General features: G+C 36.6%; 1 protein-coding gene and 1 pseudogene. Both read left to right on the top strand.

Annotation, left to right across the window (positions count from 1 at the left end):
• Window positions 1-113: pseudogene (locus I2F89_RS15835) on the top strand (helix-turn-helix domain-containing protein); the annotation flags it as partial.
• A 164-nt stretch (window positions 114-277) separates the two neighbouring features.
• Window positions 278-1,165: an IS3 family transposase gene (locus tag I2F89_RS15410; RefSeq protein ID WP_324250216.1), complete on the top strand. Its 888-nt coding sequence runs from the start codon at window positions 278-280 to the stop codon at window positions 1,163-1,165.
• The last annotated feature ends 74 nt before the right edge of the window (window positions 1,166-1,239 follow it).

The raw sequence follows: 1,239 nt of genomic DNA, 5'->3' as shown, positions 1-1,239 counted from the left end.
TGTCCTATCGAGAAGTTGCCAACGCTTTAGAAATGAGCAACCATGCGCTTATTGCCAATTGGATGCGCAATTTCAGAGAAGCGGGTATTGATGGACTCTCAAAAGAGAAAGGGCGACAACTTACTGTGACTAGAAAAAAAGAAAATACAATAACTGAAGAACGCTAACGTATCAAGGCATTAGAAAAACAAGTCCGATCCCTTCAAATTGAGAATGCCTTTTTAAAAGAGTTGAGGAAGTTGCGAAAACAGGAAGCCCAGCAAAGACGCAAGAATCAATCGCACGAATCATCGCCAGCCTCCGAAGATCATTCAAACTAGTTGAGCTTCTTGAAACATTGAAATTTCCTAAAGCAACCTATATGTATTGGCAGAAACGGTTTGACAGACCAAACCCAGACCAAGAAATTGAAGAAAAAATGCTTGAAATTCGCAAAGAACATAAAGACTATGGCTGTCTGCGACTAAAAAAAGCATTAGAGAATCAAGGGGTTCATGTCAATAAAAAGAAGATCCAACGTCTGATAAAAAAACTAGGTATCGAAGTAAAGTCTTACACTCGAAAATCTCGACGGTACAATTCTTATCGTGGGAAAGTTGGCACTGTCGCCAAAAATCGTATTCATCGTCGGTTTTATACAAGTATCTGTCACCAAAAAATTACAACTGACACCACAGAGTTTAAGTATTATGAAGTAGATACCACAGGTATCGTTCGTCAGAAAAAGCTGTATTTAGATCCTTTCATGGATCTCTACAATAGTGAAATTATATCTTATCGGATTTCTGAAAAGCCAAACGCACTAGCTATAATGGAAGGATTAGAAGAAGCAATCCAGATAACAAATGATTGCCCATTTCGTAGAACCTTCCATTCAGATCAAGGATGGGCCTATCAAATGAATGCTTATAAGAATAAATTGAAGCAGCATAAAATCTTCCAGAGTATGTCTCGTAAAGGAAATTGTTTAGATAACTCACCTATGGAAAACTTCTTTAGTCTATTAAAGCAAGAGATTTTTTATGGAGAAGTCTATCGGAGTTTTGATGAATTGAAAACAAAAATTGACCAATATATTTATTATTACAACCATAAACGCATCAAAAAGAAATTAAATTGGCGAAGTCCGGTTCAGTTTCGAGAAGCTGTAAAAACAGCTGTCTAACAGTTAATTTTATCGTACAAAAAAGGAGTGGATTTCTCCACTCCATAAAAGTCTAACTTTTTGGGGTCACTACA

This window comes from Enterococcus sp. 1001283B150225_161107_E12 (assembly GCF_015556925.1).
Lineage (GTDB): Bacteria > Bacillota > Bacilli > Lactobacillales > Enterococcaceae > Enterococcus_B > Enterococcus_B mundtii.
The sequence above is the reverse complement of the archived record's forward strand: the minus strand, read 5'-3'. Positions and strand labels throughout refer to the sequence as shown.